Source organism: Colwellia sp. RE-S-Sl-9 (assembly GCF_048296855.1).
GTDB lineage: Bacteria > Pseudomonadota > Gammaproteobacteria > Enterobacterales > Alteromonadaceae > Pseudocolwellia.
This window is the reverse complement of record NZ_CP182631.1, coordinates 2,801,588-2,821,145: the sequence shown is the minus strand read 5'-3', so window position 1 is coordinate 2,821,145 and position 19,558 is coordinate 2,801,588. Positions and strand designations below refer to the sequence as shown.

The 19,558-nt window shown below is 39.4% G+C and carries 9 protein-coding genes, 1 tRNA gene and 3 rRNA genes; 8 read left to right on the top strand and 5 right to left on the bottom strand.

Annotated features, from left to right (window positions below):
* The first annotated feature begins 558 nt into the window (after positions 1-558).
* The 5 genes from ACM9HF_RS12170 (at position 559) to rluF (ending at position 7,128) form a co-directional block, all read left to right on the top strand.
* Positions 559-2,101 (top strand): 16S ribosomal RNA (locus ACM9HF_RS12170).
* Between the two features lie 162 nt (positions 2,102-2,263).
* Positions 2,264-2,340: transfer RNA gene (locus ACM9HF_RS12165), tRNA-Ile, on the top strand.
* A 552-nt stretch (positions 2,341-2,892) separates the two neighbouring features.
* Positions 2,893-5,783, top strand: a 23S ribosomal RNA gene (locus ACM9HF_RS12160).
* Positions 5,784-5,923: 140 nt separating this feature from the next.
* A 5S ribosomal RNA gene (gene rrf, locus ACM9HF_RS12155) occupies positions 5,924-6,038 on the top strand.
* The 16S, 23S and 5S rRNA genes sit together here with 1 tRNA gene alongside, the layout of an rRNA operon.
* Positions 6,039-6,276: 238 nt before the next feature.
* Complete coding sequence (gene rluF / locus ACM9HF_RS12150) at positions 6,277-7,128, top strand: 23S rRNA pseudouridine(2604) synthase RluF (RefSeq protein ID WP_473618299.1); 852 nt, start codon at positions 6,277-6,279, stop codon at positions 7,126-7,128.
* A gap of 45 nt (positions 7,129-7,173) precedes the next feature.
* Here the strand turns inward: rluF and ACM9HF_RS12145 are convergent, their stop codons facing one another.
* The 4 genes from ACM9HF_RS12145 to uvrA form a co-directional block, all read right to left on the bottom strand.
* Positions 7,174-9,051: a propionyl-CoA synthetase gene (locus tag ACM9HF_RS12145; RefSeq protein WP_473608578.1), complete on the bottom strand. Its 1,878-nt coding sequence runs from the start codon at positions 9,049-9,051 to the stop codon at positions 7,174-7,176.
* Between the two features lie 129 nt (positions 9,052-9,180).
* Complete coding sequence (locus tag ACM9HF_RS12140) at positions 9,181-10,068, bottom strand: spermidine synthase (protein WP_473608575.1); 888 nt, start codon at positions 10,066-10,068, stop codon at positions 9,181-9,183.
* A gap of 23 nt (positions 10,069-10,091) precedes the next feature.
* Entirely contained in the window at positions 10,092-10,727 is a 636-nt protein-coding gene (locus ACM9HF_RS12135; RefSeq protein ID WP_473608571.1) for a fused MFS/spermidine synthase, read from the bottom strand.
* A gap of 230 nt (positions 10,728-10,957) precedes the next feature.
* On the bottom strand, positions 10,958-13,786 hold the full coding sequence (uvrA, locus tag ACM9HF_RS12130; RefSeq protein WP_473608568.1) for an excinuclease ABC subunit UvrA: 2,829 nt from the start codon (positions 13,784-13,786) through the stop codon (positions 10,958-10,960).
* Between the two features lie 143 nt (positions 13,787-13,929).
* Here uvrA and ACM9HF_RS12125 point away from each other — a divergent pair, with 143 nt between their 5' ends.
* Positions 13,930-15,303 (top strand): MFS transporter, encoded by a 1,374-nt coding sequence (locus ACM9HF_RS12125; protein ID WP_473608565.1) that lies wholly within the window; start codon positions 13,930-13,932, stop codon positions 15,301-15,303.
* Positions 15,304-15,305: 2 nt separating this feature from the next.
* On the opposite strand, the gene ACM9HF_RS12120 is transcribed toward ACM9HF_RS12125, so the two are convergent.
* The gene (locus tag ACM9HF_RS12120; RefSeq protein ID WP_473608561.1) at positions 15,306-15,797 is read right to left on the bottom strand and encodes a hypothetical protein; all 492 of its coding nucleotides are present in this window, start codon (positions 15,795-15,797) and stop codon (positions 15,306-15,308) included.
* Between the two features lie 269 nt (positions 15,798-16,066).
* On the opposite strand from ACM9HF_RS12120, the gene ACM9HF_RS12115 reads away from it, so the two are divergent.
* Both ACM9HF_RS12115 and pssA read left to right on the top strand, forming a co-directional pair.
* Positions 16,067-18,097, top strand: a complete 2,031-nt coding sequence (locus ACM9HF_RS12115; protein ID WP_473608557.1) for an oxidoreductase — start codon at positions 16,067-16,069, stop codon at positions 18,095-18,097.
* Between the two features lie 105 nt (positions 18,098-18,202).
* Positions 18,203-19,513: a CDP-diacylglycerol--serine O-phosphatidyltransferase gene (gene pssA / locus ACM9HF_RS12110; RefSeq protein WP_473608553.1), complete on the top strand. Its 1,311-nt coding sequence runs from the start codon at positions 18,203-18,205 to the stop codon at positions 19,511-19,513.
* Positions 19,514-19,558 lie beyond the last annotated feature (45 nt).

The following is a 19,558-nucleotide window of genomic DNA, read 5'->3' as shown; positions in this document are numbered from 1 at the left end:
AAAAGAACAAAAAAAGCTTGCGTGGACAGAAAAGATCGTTAGAATGCGCTCCACTTCTTCAGGGAAACCCAGAGAAGGTAAGTATAGGAAATACTGAGTTCACAGAATAAGGACAGCGAAGTGGACGTTTTGATAGGTTTAGTTAGGCTTAATTGACGAATTAAACGAAAGATAACTTTTAAAATCTTTTAAAAAGAATTTCAAAAAGTTGTTGACATCAAAACTGAGACGCGTAGAATGCGCATCTCGCTTCAGGCAAGGCCTGCAGCACAAGAGCTTAACGAATGCGATTAACCTCTTGCTTCTTTTATAAAAAGAAGCCTTTCTTTAAAAATTAGTTATCATGCAATTTGTGTGAACACTCACATTAAGATTGATTTTACATAGTCGGTTTTATTACTTAGGTAATAAGAAAGACGTAAAACAGCTTATGTTGATGTCACACAAAAAAGTATAATTTAATCTTTGATTAGATTGTACGTTTTATGTAGTTACTGACTTCGGTTAGTAACACGACAGAATTCATTGAGCAGCATCGCAAGATGCACAAACGATTTATAATTGAAGAGTTTGATCATGGCTCAGATTGAACGCTGGCGGCAGGCTTAACACATGCAAGTCGAGCGGAAACGAGAATAGCTTGCTATTCGGCGTCGAGCGGCGGACGGGTGAGTAATGCTTGGGAATATGCCTAATGGTGGGGGACAACAGTTGGAAACGACTGCTAATACCGCATAACGTCTACGGACCAAAGGAGGGGATTCTTCGGAACCTTTCGCCATTTGATTAGCCCAAGTGAGATTAGCTAGTTGGTAAGGTAAAGGCTTACCAAGGCGACGATCTCTAGCTGGTTTGAGAGGATGATCAGCCACACTGGGACTGAGACACGGCCCAGACTCCTACGGGAGGCAGCAGTGGGGAATATTGCACAATGGGCGAAAGCCTGATGCAGCCATGCCGCGTGTGTGAAGAAGGCCTTCGGGTTGTAAAGCACTTTCAGCGAGGAGGAAAGGGTGTAGACTAATACTCTGCATCTGTGACGTTACTCGCAGAAGAAGCACCGGCTAACTTCGTGCCAGCAGCCGCGGTAATACGAGGGGTGCAAGCGTTAATCGGAATTACTGGGCGTAAAGCGTGCGTAGGTGGTTTGTTAAGCAAGATGTGAAAGCCCCGGGCTCAACCTGGGAACTGCATTTTGAACTGGCAAGCTAGAGTATTGTAGAGGGTAGTGGAATTTCCAGTGTAGCGGTGAAATGCGTAGAGATTGGAAGGAACATCAGTGGCGAAGGCGGCTACCTGGACAAATACTGACACTGAGGCACGAAAGCGTGGGGAGCAAACAGGATTAGATACCCTGGTAGTCCACGCCGTAAACGATGTCAACTAGCCGTCTGTAGACTTGATCTGTGGGTGGCGTAGCTAACGCGCTAAGTTGACCGCCTGGGGAGTACGGCCGCAAGGTTAAAACTCAAATGAATTGACGGGGGCCCGCACAAGCGGTGGAGCATGTGGTTTAATTCGATGCAACGCGAAGAACCTTACCATCCCTTGACATCCTACTAAGTTACCAGAGATGGTTTCGTGCCTTCGGGAAAGTAGTGACAGGTGCTGCATGGCTGTCGTCAGCTCGTGTTGTGAAATGTTGGGTTAAGTCCCGCAACGAGCGCAACCCCTATCCTTATTTGCTAGCGCGTAATGGCGAGAACTCTAAGGAGACTGCCGGTGATAAACCGGAGGAAGGTGGGGACGACGTCAAGTCATCATGGCCCTTACGGGATGGGCTACACACGTGCTACAATGGCAAGTACAGAGGGCAGCAATACCGCGAGGTGGAGCGAATCCCACAAAGCTTGTCGTAGTCCGGATTGGAGTCTGCAACTCGACTCCATGAAGTCGGAATCGCTAGTAATCGTAGATCAGAATGCTACGGTGAATACGTTCCCGGGCCTTGTACACACCGCCCGTCACACCATGGGAGTGGGTTGCAAAAGAAGTGGCTAGTTTAACCTTCGGGAGGACGGTCACCACTTTGTGATTCATGACTGGGGTGAAGTCGTAACAAGGTAACCCTAGGGGAACCTGGGGTTGGATCACCTCCTTATCTTGAAGTAAAACGTTTTAATGGGTATAAGATTTATTTAGGTCGATTATTTGCCATCCGTGGCTAATCGACACAGGTACATCCTGTACCAAGAGTGTTCACACAAATTGCCTGATAACAAAAAAGAAGAAGTCCAACATCTAGCTTTGGATTCTATACAATAGGTCTGTAGCTCAGCTGGTTAGAGCGCACCCCTGATAAGGGTGAGGTCGGCAGTTCAAGTCTGCCCAGACCTACCAATTTAAATTTCTACTGCGTTATTTAACAAAGCGTTTAAAGAAGATTAAACGTCATCATTAAAGGCCTTGTGAAAATGTAAATTACAGTAGGATACTTCTTCAAAGAAAGAATAGAGACCAAATTTAACGTATCTCAACGTTTAACGAGATGGTTTAGATTTGGTTTTTTACCGGAAACGTTCCGTACGTTTCTCGGATTTTCCTCCATCCGTGGAGGTCAAACCAAAATTTTAGCCGAATGCGTGCTGAGATTAAGTTCTTTAACAATCTGGAAAGCTGATATAAATACCGGTATTTATATAGCATTCAACGGTGTCGCGCTGTTGTTTGTAACGTATAAATACCAAGCTATTGTTACTTCTTTTATCGGGAAGTGATGATGGTGATAGTGGCTCCTCCTCGGAGACGCTATCAACCCGATATATTCGTAAGAATATATCAACTCTTATTCAAGACACACAATGTGTGCGTGAAAATGTCAGACTTTACAATTACTGTGGTTTAGTCACCACGGTGTACTTAATATTCTTTCGAGACTATTTAGGGTTGTATGGTTAAGTGACTAAGCGTATGTGGTGGATGCCTTGGCAGTTAGAGGCGATGAAGGACGTGTTAATCTGCGAAAAGCTTTGGTGAGGTGATAAAAACCGTTATAGCCAAAGATATCCGAATGGGGAAACCCACCCGTCGTAAGGCGGGTATCGCTACCTGAATACATAGGGTAGCGAGGCGAACCGGGAGAACTGAAACATCTAAGTACCCCGAGGAAAAGAAATCAACCGAGATTTCGTTAGTAGCGGCGAGCGAACGCGAATTAGCCCTTAAGTGGTTTGTAAGTTAGTGGAATCTACTGGAAAGTAGAGCGATACAGGGTGATAGCCCCGTACACGAAAATAAACTTACCATGAAATCGAGTAGGTCGGCACACGTGAAACGTTGACTGAACATGGGGGGACCATCCTCCAAGGCTAAATACTCCTAACTGACCGATAGTGAACCAGTACCGTGAGGGAAAGGCGAAAAGAACCCCTGTGAGGGGAGTGAAATAGAACCTGAAACCGCATACGTACAAGCAGTGGGAGCCCGATTTAGTCGGGTGACTGCGTACCTTTTGTATAATGGGTCAGCGACTTATATTTTGTAGCAAGGTTAACCGAATAGGGGAGCCGTAGCGAAAGCGAGTGTTAACTGCGCGTTTAGTTGCAAGGTATAGACCCGAAACCCGGCGATCTACCCATGGGCAGGTTGAAGGTTGAGTAACATCAACTGGAGGACCGAACACACGTATGTTGAAAAATGCGGTGATGACTTGTGGGTCGGAGTGAAAGGCTAATCAAGCCGGGAGATAGCTGGTTCTCCCCGAAATCTATTTAGGTAGAGCCTCGCACGAACACCATTGGGGGTAGAGCACTGTTAAGGCTAGGGGGTCATCCCGACTTACCAACCCTTTGCAAACTCCGAATACCAATGAGTGATATGCGGGAGACACACTACGGGTGCTAACGTCCGTTGTGAAGAGGGAAACAACCCAGACCGCCAGCTAAGGTCCCAAAGTACTAGTTAAGTGGGAAACGATGTGGAAAGGCATAGACAGCTAGGAGGTTGGCTTAGAAGCAGCCATCCTTTAAAGAAAGCGTAATAGCTCACTAGTCGAGTCGGTCTGCGCGGAAGATGTAACGGGGCTAAACTAGTCACCGAAGCTGCGGATTTGAACTTAGGTTCAAGTGGTAGGGGAGCGTTCTGTAAGCCGTTGAAGGTGTGTTGTAAAGCATGCTGGAGGTATCAGAAGTGCGAATGCTGACATGAGTAACGATAAGGGGAGTGAAAAACTCCCCCGCCGAAAGACCAAGGTTTCCTGTCCCATGTTAATCAGGGCAGGGTAAGTCGGCCCCTAAGGCGAGGCGGAAACGCGTAGTCGATGGGAAACAGATTAATATTTCTGTACTTCTATATATTGCGAAGGAGGGACGGAGTAGGCTAGGTGAGCACGGCGTTGGTAGTCCGTGTGAAAGATTGTAGGTGGGTGACTTAGGTAAATCCGGGTTGCTGTTAACACTGAGAGTCGAGACGAGTCTCTACGGAGATGAAGTCATTGATGCCATGCTTCCAGGAAAAGCTTCTAAGCTTCAGATATATAGGAACCGTACCCCAAACCGACACAGGTGGTTAGGTAGAGAATACTAAGGCGCTTGAGAGAACTCGGGTGAAGGAACTAGGCAAAATAGTACCGTAACTTCGGGAGAAGGTACGCTCTCTGGTGTGAATCCCTTGCGGAGTAAGCACAGGAGAGTCGAAGTAACCAGGTGGCTGGAACTGTTTATTAAAAACACAGCACTGTGCAAAATCGAAAGATGACGTATACGGTGTGACGCCTGCCCGGTGCCGGAAGGTTAATTGATTGGGTTAGCTCTGCGAAGCTCATGATCGAAGCCCCGGTAAACGGCGGCCGTAACTATAACGGTCCTAAGGTAGCGAAATTCCTTGTCGGGTAAGTTCCGACCTGCACGAATGGCGTAATCATGGCCACACTGTCTCCACCCGAGACTCAGTGAAATTGAAATTGCGGTTAAGATGCCGTATACCCGCGGCTAGACGGAAAGACCCCGTGAACCTTTACTATAGCTTGACAGTGAACATTGCTCCTACATGTGTAGGATAGGTGGGAGGCTTTGAAGATGCGTCGCCAGATGTGTTGGAGCCAACCTTGAAATACCACCCTTGTATGCGTGATGTTCTAACCTAGGGCCCTCATCGGGCTTGGGGACACTGTCTGGTGGGTAGTTTGACTGGGGCGGTCTCCTCCCAAAGAGTAACGGAGGAGCACGAAGGTTGGCTAAGTACGGTCGGACATCGTACGGTTAGTGCAATGGCATAAGCCAGCTTAACTGCGAGACAGACACGTCGAGCAGGTACGAAAGTAGGTCATAGTGATCCGGTGGTTCTGTATGGAAGGGCCATCGCTCAACGGATAAAAGGTACTCCGGGGATAACAGGCTGATACCGCCCAAGAGTTCATATCGACGGCGGTGTTTGGCACCTCGATGTCGGCTCATCACATCCTGGGGCTGAAGTCGGTCCCAAGGGTATGGCTGTTCGCCATTTAAAGTGGTACGCGAGCTGGGTTTAGAACGTCGTGAGACAGTTCGGTCCCTATCTGCCGTGGGCGTTTGAGAATTGAAGAGGGCTGCTCCTAGTACGAGAGGACCGGAGTGGACGAACCGCTGGTGTTCGGGTTGTTATGCCAATAGCATTGCCCGGTAGCTACGTTCGGAACTGATAACCGCTGAAAGCATCTAAGCGGGAAACAGGCTTTGAGATGAGTTCTCACTGGAGCTTTAAGCTCCCTAAAGGGTCGTTGGAGACTACAACGTTGATAGGTCAGGTGTGTAAGGGTTGTGAGGCCTTGAGCTAACTGATACTAATTGCCCGTGAGGCTTAACCATACAACACCTAAATAGTTTTGTATGAAGTTTGACACACTCTATGAGTGACACGTACACATGTGCGAATAAGAGATTAAAACGTATTTATAGTTCAATGAAAATAATTTTTGTTGAAAGGCTTTCAAGATTGACCTTTTTTGTCTAGCGACAATAGCGATGTAGACCCACCTGATCCCATTCCGAACTCAGAAGTGAAATGCATTAGCGCCGATGGTAGTGTGGGAGTTCCCATGTGAGAGTAGGACATTGCTAGGCTTCTCATTAAGAAAAGCCCGATTCGAAAGAGTCGGGCTTTTTGCTGTCTGGTGTTAAACATTGCAGCAGTCGTTCCAAGGTCGAACATACATTGTTTTTAGGCCCATCGAAGAAGCGCTTGATTGGTAACGTGTATATAACTTTCTCTACTTATGTTGTAACTGATGTATAATATGTTTTTGATTTTTTTCTTAAAGGTTTGTTTGTGTCTGAAGATCTAAAGCGCCTCAATAAATATATTAGTGATTCTGGTTTCTGTTCAAGACGAGAGGCGGATAAACTTATCGAGAAAGGTCGTGTAACTATCAATGGAAAAATACCTGAATTAGGTACCAAGGTTGCCTCTCATGACGAAGTTCGTGTAAATGGCCATATCGTTGAACAAGTTGCTAAAAATAAATCTGACCGTATCTATATTGCTTATAATAAACCTGTTGGAATTACTTGTACTACTGAATCTCATGTTCGTGGCAACATTATTGATGCTATTGGTCATAAAAAAAGAATTTTCCCTATCGGGCGTTTAGATAAACCTTCAGAGGGTTTGATATTTCTGACAAGTGACGGAGATATAGTTAACAAAATTTTAAGAGCAGAGAATGCTCACGACAAAGAATATATTGTGAGTGTTGATAAACCTATCAGTGAGAGGTTTATTGAACGAATGTCTAAAGGTGTTCCTATACTGGGTACTATAAGTAAACCTTGTATTGTCACTGTAGTGAGTAAGTATGTATTTAAAATCATACTAACCCAAGGATTGAACAGACAAATTCGCCGCATGTGTGAATATTTAGATTACGAAGTTCAAACTCTTAAACGTTCTCGTATTATGAGTGTTGAATTAGGTGATCTTAAAAGTGGTGAATGGCGTTATCTTTCAACATCTGAAATGAATGAGATTAATTCTGCAGTGGCTGGATCATCGAAAACGGCTAGAGATACTTCAGCTCCTAAAGCTGATTTTAAAGTCGAAGATGAAACCAAAATAATGACTAAAGTAGATACCAAAGCACTAAAATTTACTTCTAAGAAATCAGCTTCTTCTAAAAAGTCTCAAACGCGTAATAAGTTATCGTTAAAAAAATAACCTGACATCCACTGTCATTGTTAAATTCAGTTTAAAATATTATGTTTATGCCGCGCTTAATAATAGTTGCAACTCGTCTAAGACATTAGGATCATCGATGGTTGAAGGCATTTGATATTCTTCGCCATCGACAATTTGTCTTATGGTTTTTCTTAATATTTTTCCCGATCTTGTTTTAGGTAATCGTTCCACTATATACACTGCTTTTAGGCTTGCGATAGGCCCAATTTGTTCTCGTATTGCTTGTTTTAGCTCTAGTTCTAGATCAGCGTTAGATAAACTAATATTATTTTTAACTACCACTAATGCAGTAGGAATTTGACCTTTTATAGGACAATGGCCTCCAATAACTGCACATTCTGCAATCGCAAAATGATTTGAGATGACTTCTTCCATCTCTCCAGTCGACATTCTATGACCTGCAACGTTAATAATGTCGTCTGTGCGACCCATAATGTATAAATAATTTTCGCTATCTATATAACCACTATCGCCTGTAACATAATAACCAGGGAAAGCCTTTAGATAGCCATCTTTAAATCTATCTGCATTTTTCCAAATAGTTGATAAACAGCCAGGAGGTAAAGGTAATTTAATCGCTATATTTCCTTCTTCGCCTTTCGTTAATTCATTACCTGAACCATCAACTACTTTTATATTATATCCAGGAGTTGCTAATCCAGCTGACCCTGATTTAGTTGTTTTTTGTTCTATACCATAAGGGATTGAAGCTATTGCCCAGCCTGTTTCGGTTTGCCACCAATGGTCAATTACAGGTAGTTTAGTTTTATTTTTTAACCATTCGTAAGTGGCGGGGTCTAAACGTTCTCCAGCTAGATATAAGCGTTCTAATTTAGATAAATCATATTGGTGAATGAGGTCAGCATTAGGGTCTTCTTTACATATTGCTCTGAAAGCCGTTGGAGCGCTAAATAATGCTTTTACCTTATATTCTTCGCAAACTCGCCAGAATGTTCCAGCATCAGGAGTGAATACTGGTTTACCTTCAAAAAGAACGGTTGTACAGCCCGCTATTAATGGTGCGTAGACGATATATGAATGTCCAACAACCCAGCCTACATCTGAAGCAGCCCAAAATACTTCGCCTTTATTAATATCGTATATAGCTTTCATACTGTATTTCATTGCAACGGCATGTGAGCCATTATCGCGCACAACACCTTTAGGTTTACCTGTTGTTCCCGATGTGTAGAGAATATAGAGAGGATCAGTGGCATTTACTGCTACAGGTTCGGCTTCTATTGCATTTTCCATTAACTTAGACCATGAGTAGTCTCTGCCATCAATTAAGTTAGCCTCGATTAAGTCCCGTTGAAAAATGATGCAAGAAGTGGGTTTGAAGTCAGCTAAGTCAATTGCTTTATCGATCATAGGCTTATAAGGAATAACTTTGGTAATTTCTACACCGCAACTAGCAGAAATAATAACTTTAGGTTGCGCATCATCTATCCTGATGGCTAATTCATGTGGCGCAAAGCCACCAAACACAACCGAATGAATAGCGCCTATTCTTGCGCAAGCTAACATAGCTATGGCAGCTTGAGGGATCATGGGCATGTAAATTAAAACACGATCACCTTTTTTTATATTTTTATTTTTTAGTACAGATGCAAATTTAGCAACTTCGTGTTTTAGCTCATTATAGGTAAATTGTTGTTTGGTATTGGTAACCGGTGAGTCGTAGATTAAAGCAAGCGTATGTCCGTTGCCTTGTTCTATATGATAATCCAAAGCGAGATAAGAAGTATTGAGTTTGCCATCTTCAAACCATTGGTAATTGCCATCATTATTTTTTGACAATATTATTTTTGGTTTTTTAATCCACTGTATATCGTCAGCTTGTTTTTTCCAGAAAGCAGTAGGATCATTACTTGATAGATTATATTCTTCTTGATAGCTCATGGTTCTTACCTTGTTGGATAGATAATAACCAGTTTAAAACTTGAAAGGTAAATTCTCTATTAGACCTTCGGCTAATGAAGGCCTAATATTTATTTTTTGATCTTTGATTAAATGAATATGAAATTTTGTTTATAAATTAAGTAAGTTAGCAGGAGAATATTGATCTGTTAGTACTTTAGTATCTTCAGGCCAATCAATATTGTCTTTAGTAGATATCATATTACTTCTTATTTCTCTAATATCTATATCAAAGGGTTTGAGTAATGGATAGAGTTTTTCTACTCTAGCTTTTATAACTTCATCACTTGGTTGTTCGGTATAGCCAGCCAGTATTATTCTATTACTGTTCTTTTTATTACTTACATTAATAAAGTCTCCAAATACATCGTAGTAAGTCGCAGATTCGTGAAAATATAATTTACTAATAGAGAAGGTATTGGCTGAAATTATTCCGTTAGGGGATAAGATATTTTTTGTTTCTTCAAAAAATTCCTTTGTTAACAAATGTTCAGGAATATAGTCACCATTAAAAGCATCTAAAATTATCCAATCGTATTTTTGTTTTTTTAATTTTGCTCGTTTGATAAATATACGCCCATCTTGAGTAGTTGCTGTTATTTTATCGTTTTCAAAAAAGCTGAAATATTCTCTAGCAACATTAGTTACAGCGGGATCTATTTCAATATTATCAATATAAGCATCGGGATAAAGTTGATGTATGGTATTAGAAAGTGTTCCGCCACCTAGGCCAATAATTAATACTTTTTTAGGATCATCTATCATCAATAAACTTGAAAACACGAGTTTGGCATAGTTAAAAACGAGCTTTTGTGGATCATCTTTAAATATACAACTTTGATTAGTTTTACTACTTTTAGTATTGAATTTTAAACAGCGTTTATTTCCGTTTTCATCAACAATGATATTACGGTATAGCGATCGTTCACTATGAATGACTTTTGAAAAACTCGTAAAGGGTAATAATATTAATACGATAAGGCTTAAATATTTGAACATAGTATTCTCTATTTTTTGTTTTATTAAATAACAGATGACGAAACTTTCATATGATTTTTAAAAGCACTTTTATGTAGAGCTATAGCTAGCAAGCCCAATAAACCTAGGGTTAAACTAAAGCCTAAAATAATGTCGTTTACATTAAAGGCGAGTACCATGTAAAAGGAAGTAATAATTGTGCCTAATGCGCTGCCAAGTGTGCTGACAAAATATAAAATACCAGCAACTTGCCCACTTTTTTCACTATCGGTTACTAGTAATCTTACGGAATAAGGTGAGATCATGCCAAGAATTATTGTAGGGATAAAAAATAATACCATTGAAGCGAGTAATGAGCCGTATCGACTGTCTTCAACATGATTAAAAATAAATTCCATAATTTCTTGGGAGAAAAAAACGATAGGAAGAACTGTGATACTCGCGAAAAGGAAGATTAATCCATAACGTGTTAAGGACGCATTTTTTGTAGAAAGCTTACCGCCAATTAAATAGCCGAATGATAAACTCAACATAAATACGGTAATAATACTCCCCCAAATATGAACGCTACTACCAAAGAATGGCGCGAGAATTCTTCCGCCTAACAGTTCAATGCCCATAATGCTAAAACCACTAGAAAAAGCTAAAAAATAGATCAGGGCGTTTGTTTTTGAAGTCATATAATTATTATTTCTTTAGATCATTGTAAAGGTTGTTCTTATCTTAACTGGATGGTTTTGAGTTAGCTATAGTGATTCAACTCAATTAGCTGAAATTTGTATAAAGGCTTGAAGGTTTTGAACGATCCACTAAATATTTTTAAATGAAATTGAAATATCAAAAGCCTATTATTTATATCGATTAAGAAAAAATAATAGGCTTTAAAATTTAGTAATTACAGCTAGTTAACTTATTGTTTAAGTAAGGTTTTAAGAAATCCTGCAGTATGAGATGTTTTGTGTTCGGCGACTTCTTCAGGCGTACCACACACTAAAATTTCACCTCCGCCTGAACCACCTTCAGGACCTAGGTCGATAACCCAATCGGCTGTTTTCACAACATCTAAATTATGTTCAATAACAACAATAGTATTACCTTGATCACGTAGGCGATGGATAACTTGTAGTAATTGTTTAATATCGTGGAAATGCAGGCCAGTTGTTGGTTCATCTAATATATAAAGAGTTTTACCTGTATCACGCTTAGATAATTCTTTAGCGAGCTTAACGCGTTGCGCTTCACCACCGGAAAGTGTAGTGGCAGATTGTCCAAGTTTTATATAACTTAAACCTACATCAAGTAAGGTTTTTAATTTACGTTTAACAGCAGGTATCGCATTAAAAAACTCAAAAGCATCTTCGATAGTCATATCCAATACTTCATGAATATTCTTACCTTTGTATTTAACTTCTAAGGTTTCACGGTTGTAGCGCTGACTCTTACAATCGTCACAAGGTACGTAAACATCAGGAAGAAAATGCATTTCTACTTTGATCAGCCCGTCACCTTGACAAGCTTCACAACGGCCACCTTTAACATTAAAGCTGAATCGTCCTGGCTTATAACCACGAGATCTTGCTTCTTGTGTAGCAGCAAAGATGTCTCTTACTGCTGTAAATATTCCTGTATAAGTAGCAGGGTTTGAACGTGGTGTTCTACCTATTGGGCTTTGATCTATATCGATAACTTTATCGAGCAAGTCTAAACCAATAATTTCTTTATAAGGTGAAGGTTCTTGAGTGGTTGCGCCGTTTAATTCAATGTGAGCAAGTTTGTATAAAGTATCATTAATTAACGTTGATTTACCTGAGCCAGAAACACCTGTTACACAAGTCATCAAGCCGTTTGGAATGGTTAAATTTACATTCTTTAAGTTGTTACCTGTTGCGCCTATTAATTTAACTACATTGTCTTTATCAAAAGGTATGCGTTGTTTCGGTATTTCAATACGTTCTCTGCCAGATAAGTATTTACCAGTAAGTGAGTCTTCACACGCTAATATGTCGTCTACTGTACCTTCGGCAATTATCTGACCGCCATGAACACCAGCACCGGGGCCAATATCAATTACATGGTCGGCTTCTCTAATGGCATCTTCGTCATGCTCAACTACGATCACCGTATTACCGAGATCTCTAAGATGAATTAAAGTCTTAAGTAGTCGTTCGTTATCTCGTTGATGTAAACCAATTGAAGGTTCATCAAGTACATACATAACGCCCACTAAACCAGCGCCTATTTGACTTGCTAAACGAATGCGTTGAGCCTCACCACCTGACAAAGTACCCGCAGCACGAGAAAGGTTAAGATAATTTAAACCTACGTTAACTAAAAATCCTAATCGATCGATAATTTCTTTAAGAATTTTTTCAGCAATTTGGCCCTTTTGACCGGGTAAATTTAATTCTTGGAAAAAAGTTAATGCGTCAGCAATCGCGTATTCAGCGACTTCTGGTAGGGCAGTTTCATTAACAAAAACGTTACGTGCTTCTAAACGTAGTCGACTCCCGTTACAGTCAGGACAATGTTGGCTATTTAAATATTTAGATAATTCATCACGTACGGCATTCGATTCAGTTTCACGATAGCGTCGGTCCATGTTATTTAAAATACCTTCGAACGGATGATTTCGGATAACAATATCGCCACGGTCGTTCATGTATTTAAATTCTATTTCTTGTTTGCCACTTCCACGTAAAATTATTTCTTGATGCTTTTTATCTAATTCATTAAATGGTTTGTCTAAAGCAAAATCAAAATGATCTGCTAATGCTTGTAGCATTTGAAAATAATAAAAATTACGTTTGTCCCAACCGCGAATAGCACCGCCAGCAAGACTTAACTCTGGGTTAGCAATAACACGATTTTCATCGAAAAATTGTTGGTTACCTAAACCATCACAGGTTTGACAAGCACCTGCAGGGTTGTTGAAAGAGAATAGTCTTGGTTCAAGCTCTTGCATACTGTAACCACAATGTGGGCAAGCAAAGTTAGCTGAAAACAACAATTCTTCTTTATTGGGTTCATCCATAAAAGCAACTTTTGCTGTACCAGCGGTTAACGCTAGTGCCGTTTCAAAAGATTCAGATAAACGTAGTTGAATGTCTTCTCTTACTTTTAAGCGATCCACCACAACTTCAATGGTGTGTTTTTTATGTAACTCTAATGTTGGCGGATCGGATAAATCATATACTTCACCATCGATGCGAGCACGGATGTAACCTTGGGCCGCTAAATTATCGAGTAATTTAAGGTGTTCACCTTTGCGGCCTTGCAATACCGGCGCTAATACCATGACCTTTGTACCTTCTTCTAAAGAAAGTACTTTATCTACCATTTGTGAAACCGTTTGAGCAGCAAGCGGTTCGTTATGTGTAGGACAACGAGGCTCACCAACGCGGGCATACAATAAACGTAAGTAATCGTATATTTCAGTAATAGTTCCAACGGTTGATCGTGGGTTATGAGATGTTGATTTTTGCTCAATAGAAATCGCTGGAGATAACCCTTCTATATGATCAACATCAGGCTTTTCCATTAAAGATAAAAATTGGCGCGCATAAGCCGATAAAGACTCTACATATCTACGTTGACCTTCGGCATATAAAGTATCAAACGCTAATGATGATTTTCCTGAGCCTGAGAGGCCGGTAATAACAACGAGCTTTTCGCGAGGAATATCTAAACTAATATTTTTTAGATTATGGGTACGAGCCCCTCTAACTTCTATATTTCTCATAACGGTTCCGTATGGATTTGTAACCAACAATTATCGCACAAAAACTGCCCTAAGATCACATTAAATATGATTTTGTTCATTGTGGAGTCGTGATACTATAACGCTCTTAATTAGCGTAGATAAAACTGACATAAGAAGTGTAAATGAGTGCCACAGGTTTAAATAATACTGAAAAAAAAGCAGCGTTTTCATTAGCCACTGTATTTGGGCTACGCATGCTTGGTTTGTTTATGATATTACCTGTATTTGCTATTTATGGTCAGCAACTCGCAGGTTATAGCCCTATTTGGATAGGTTTGGCGATTGGCGCTTATGGACTCACACAAGCTATGCTACAAATTCCGATGGGCATTTTGTCTGATAAATATGGCCGTAAACCCATTATATTAGCTGGTTTGGTTGTGTTTCTGATGGGAAGTGTTGTTGCGGCCATGTCTGACACGATTTATGGTGTGGTTTTTGGTCGAGCCTTACAGGGAACAGGCGCAATAGCCAGCGCTATTTTAGCATTAGCCGCTGATATTACCCGTGAAGAGCAGCGTCCTAAGGTTATGGCAACTATAGGTATGTTTATTGGTTTGTCATTTACTGCAGCTATGATTTTAGGACCAATAGTGGCGCAATCATTTGGTTTGAGTGGCTTGTTTTGGTTAACAGCAATATTAACCGTATTTGCTATGGTAATGATCCAATTTATGGTGCCTTATACTGTGAATAAAGCACCAAAAGGCGACAGTATAGCGTTACCCGATCAAATTTTAACATTAATAAAACATCCTCAACTTAGCCGTTTAAATGCAGGTATATTTATTCTTCATATGGCATTAACGGCTTGTTTTATTACTTTACCTAAACAATTTGTTGCCAGCGGTTTAGCGTTAGAGCAGCATTGGAAACTATACTTACCCGCTTTATTAGGATCATTTTTCTTAATGGTGCCTTTTATGATTTTTGCTATGAAAAAGCAAAAAGAAAAACAAATGTTTACGAGTGCTGTGCTGCTTCTTGCTTTGTCTCTATTACTGTTATGGTATTTACCTCTTGGTTTTTGGTCGTTAGTTATTTTAGTGGTGATGTTTTTCACCGCTTTTAATTACTTAGAAGCAACAATGCCCTCAATGCTTTCTCGTCTAGCGCCTGCTGGAGTGAAAGGTAGTGTGATGGGGATTTATTCAAGTAGCCAATTTTTAGGTGCTTTTGCTGGTGGTGTTTTAGGTGGCGTAATTGCTAGCAAATTTGGCGAGCAATCTATTTTCTTAGTGATGTCTATTTTGTGTTTATTATGGTGTGTTGTAACGTTAGGGATGAAGCCTCTTAAAAAATCGAAAAGCTTTAGTTTTACTACTTCGCTGCAAAGTGAAGAACAAGCCGATGAAGTTGCAGAGCACTTAATTAATATGCCGGGTGTATTAGAAGCGACTTTAGTGTATCAAGAATCGGTAGCATATTTAAAAATTGATGAAAAGCTTGCCGATATTTTAAGTATTAAAGCTTTGCTGAACCCCCAACAAAACTAAAGTTAAATAATTGAGTGAATGTAATCTATATTTTCAGTTGTTGTTAGCCCGTTAATTAATAAAGATACTTCATCATCAACTTCTTTATTAATTAACGCTTGTCCCATTGGGGAATGAGGCGTGATCACAGTAATATTATTCTCTTCAACTACACATCTAAACCCACCTGCGGCAGGCGCAATAAAAAGCCAGTTATTGTTTGTTATCGCTTTTTCTAATTGAACCAAAGAGCCTATAACAATCGTAGGTGAACTTTTTAACTCCCGAGCGTAAAATTGTTCAAATAGCGCAATAGAGTTTTTAATTTCATCTACACGTTTAGATTGCCCTTCAGCTAAATAACCCGCTTCGATCGCGACAGTATCATATTGTGTTTCAGCAATGGATTGATCATCTATTGCTGCCAAATGGGCATTGTTAGCTGCTAGTTCTGTTGTTTTTAGCTCTGTAGATAAATGTTGTAATACGTGTTGGATAATATTTTTTTTATTCATTGAGGCATTTTAGTGTTAGTTGTTTTCTTTTGTTAATTTTATCACATCATCCCTTAACTATACCCTATAACAATAGTGTTCTCTGAAAGTTTGTCCTATTGATTTGACCAGCCTTCGTGCCGCTTTGCATATTATGTGATTAATGGTTATACCTTATTATATGTAAATAAAACTTGAGTTTTACCTTAACAAGCTCTAATTTATGTCAACTGGTTGGACCATTGTGGTTTTTTGTACACTCACTTTTATATACGAAATAGCGAATTATTATGAATCAAGCTTCTCCTTATAAACATTTACTCACACCTTTAGATTTAGGTTTTACAACTTTAGCTAATAGAGTGCTAATGGGCTCCATGCATACAGGCCTTGAAGAAGAAAAAGATGGCTTTGATAAACTCGCAGCATTTTATGAAGCACGAGCTAAAGGTGGTGTTGGTTTAATTGTTACGGGAGGTATAAGTCCTAATATAAGAGGGCGGCTTGCTCCATTAGGCAGTGAGTTAAGTAAGTTTTGGCATGTAAATAAACATAAAAAAATCACATCAGCGGTACATAAATACGATACGAAAATATGTGTTCAGTTATTACATGCTGGGCGATATGCTTATCATCCATTTAGTGTTTCATCGAGTAAAGTTAAGTCAGCTATTAATCCGTTTACACCGTCGGCCATGTCAGTTCGACAAATAAAAAGCACAATTAAAGACTTTGCCCATTCAACAAAGCTTGCTCAAAAAGCGGGTTACGATGGTGTTGAAATTATGGGATCTGAAGGTTATTTAATTAACCAGTTTTCATGTATACGTGTAAATAAACGTACCGATGAATGGGGTGGCAGCATTGAAAATCGAATGCGCTTTGCTGTAGAAACAGTAAAAGCAGTTCGCGAAAAAGTAGGTAAAGAATTCATTATTATTTTCCGTTTGTCGATGCTTGATTTGGTTGAAGGCGGTAATAGCTGGGAAGATGTTGTTACTATGGCTAAAGCCATTGAAGCCGCAGGTGCTACCCTAATTAATACAGGTATTGGCTGGCACGAAGCACGTGTACCTACTATTGCCACATCTGTACCACGAGCGGCATTTACGTGGATAACTCAGCGTATGAAACAAGAGGTAACTATTCCTCTTATTACTACTAATCGAATAAACACCCCTGAAGTTGCTGAAGATGTATTAGCTAATGGTCACGCTGATATGGTGTCAATGGCGAGACCTTTCTTAGCAGATCCTGAATTTGTACAAAAAGCGGCTGCGAACCAAAGTAATCAAATTAATACCTGTATTGGTTGTAACCAAGCTTGTTTAGATCATGTTTTTAAGCAGAAAAGAGCGTCGTGTTTAGTTAATCCTGTTGCTTGTTATGAAACTGAATTACATTTTAATAAAGTGGTTAAACCTAAAAATATTGCTGTCGTGGGCGCAGGTCCAGCAGGACTCGCTTTTAGTGTATATACCGCCCAACGAGGCCATAACGTAACCTTGTTTGATAAAGCGATCGAGATTGGTGGGCAATTTAACTTTGCTAAACAAGTGCCGGGTAAAGAAGAGTTTTACGAAACGTTAAGATACTTTAACGAGCAACTTAAAAAGCATGAGGTAACCGTAAAGTTATCAACAGAAGTGAGTGCACAAGCTTTACTCGATGAAGGTTTTGATGACGTAGTACTCGCCACAGGTATTATTCCTAGAAAGCTCGATCTTAAAGGTTTCGAACACCCTAAAGTTAAAAGTTACTTGAATGTATTAAGAGACAAAGAGGTTATCGGGAATAAAGTCGCTATTATCGGTGCGGGTGGTATCGGGTTTGATGTCGCGTGTTATTTAGCGGAAGAAAAGTCGTTAACAAACGATGCTGATGCTTGGATGAAAAACTGGGGGGTTGATAAAAGCTACCAAGGAGCAGGGGCGCTACTTCCTAAAGCTGAAGCACATAAAACTGAACGTGAAATTTATCTTTTACAACGTAAGGAAACTAAGGTTGGCGCCGGCTTAGGCAAAACAACAGGTTGGATACATAGAGCCACATTACAAAAAAATAATGTACATATGATCCCAGGTGTTACCTATAAAGAAGTAAACGATAAAGGTTTGTTGATCAGCGTTAATGGTGAAGAAAAATTACTAGAAGTCGATCACGTTATTATTTGTGCAGGGCAGCAACCCGAACGAGCTTTATATCAAACCCTTGTGGATGCACAAGCAAATGTACACTTAATTGGTGGGGCTAATGTTGCAGCAGAACTTGACGCCAAAAGGGCCATTAGGCAAGCGGCAGAGTTAGCGTCATTGATATAATTGTTACTAAATTAATTTAAAGCACTGTCTTTTAGTCATTTAGAATTAAATTACGTTATAATAACTCTTACGCCGTTATTTAGTTCTAAATGTATAAGGTAGTTAATGGAATTATTGTCGTCAATTGACAACTCAAATGTAGATATTCAAGCTTTTTTCTCAGCCAAACAATACAAGCAAGCATTACTTGATTTAATTATCCGAGCTAAGCGTCGAATTTATATTACCGCCCTCTATCTACAAGATGATGAAGCCGGAAGAGAAGTGCTTCATGCGCTTTATAAAGCTAAATCGATTAATCCTAAACTAGAAGTAAAAGTATTTGTTGACTTTCATCGTGCTCAGCGTGGTTTAATTGGTGAAAAAGGCAGTTTAGGTAACCGTAGTCTATATTTAAAGCTTGCAGAACAATACACAAATACTATCGATATTTATGGTGTTCCTGTAAAAAGTAAAGAATTATTAGGTGTATTGCATTTAAAAGGCATGGTGTTTGACGATGCTGTTTTTTATACCGGTGCTAGTATTAACAATATTTATTTACATCAAGATGAAAAATACAGACTTGACCGATACTACCTAATCAATGCTAAACCTTTGGCTAATAGCTTTTGTGATTATTTAGATTTTAGCTTTATAGAATCTGACTTATGCCCATTACTTAATCGTGGTGAAATTACAACGTATAGCAAGCAAAATGTTGCTAAATTAAAATCACTTATCAAACGATCTTCTTACCGTTTATCTCAGTGTAAAACTCGCCAAAACGTAATTATTAAACCCTTAGTTGCTTGTGGCCCCTTACGAAATGGATTGAATCGAAAAATCAGAAGAATGATCCAAAAAAGTCAGTCATCTTTACTGATTTTTACTCCATACTTTAATTTACCTAAACCCCTTAAAAAAGACATTATTAATGCATTAAAAAGAGGTGTGAAAATCACCCTAGTTATTGGTGACAAAACAGCGAATGATTTTTATATTCCAGAAGAAAAAAACTTCACGACTATTGGTATCGTGCCATATTTATACGAAATGTTATTACTGAGATTTGTTAAACGCTGGCAAAAATTTATTGATGTAGATCTGCTTACCGTAAGACTATGGAAACATGAGAGTAATAGTTTTCATTTAAAGGGTATAGTATCTGACGAACGTTATCATTTACTCACAGGCAATAACTTAAACCCTAGAGCATGGTCGTTAGATTTAGAGAATGGCTTGTTTTTAGATGATGAAAATAAAACGTTAATGCTTGATCTTAAAAAAGAAACAGAACTCATTTTTGAGCATACTCAAATACTTAATCACTATAGTGAATTAGATCAAATAGCCGATTATGCAAAAAAACCTAAAAAATTAATTAAAAAAATTCGTCTGACTCAAATTCATCGCCTACTAAAGAAATTTTTGTAATTAAATATTACTTGTAAAATAAAAAATATGACGTTAACGTTAACG